This is a genomic window from Winogradskyella ouciana, from assembly GCF_009709615.1.
In the GTDB taxonomy this organism is placed as follows: Bacteria; Bacteroidota; Bacteroidia; order Flavobacteriales; family Flavobacteriaceae; genus Winogradskyella; species Winogradskyella ouciana.
Genome location: NZ_WJYA01000301.1, coordinates 1 through 237, shown reverse-complemented (window position 1 = coordinate 237; position 237 = coordinate 1). Strand labels below are relative to the sequence as shown.

General features: G+C 38.0%; 1 protein-coding gene. It reads left to right on the top strand.

Translation table 11 applies throughout. The features are described 5' to 3' along the window. Positions 1 to 30 precede the first annotated feature (30 nt). A partial coding sequence (locus tag F1003_RS19220) for a C-terminal helicase domain-containing protein (RefSeq protein WP_202913946.1) occupies positions 31 to 237 on the top strand: 207 nt, incomplete at its 3' end.

Below are 237 nucleotides of genomic sequence, written 5' to 3'. Positions count from 1 at the left end.
ACAGAACCAAAAGACATCATCGAACGTTCCATGAAAACGAGCACGCTAATGGAACTTATTGAAAATATAAAAGATCAAAATGAAAGTTGTTTAATCTTCACACAATACATCGGTATGGGAAACATGCTAAAAAATGTGTTAGAAGAACATTTCGGTCAGCGCGTCCTCTTCTTAAACGGTAGTGTACCGAAGAAAGAGCGTGACAAAATGATCGAGCAGTTCCAAAACGGAACGTAT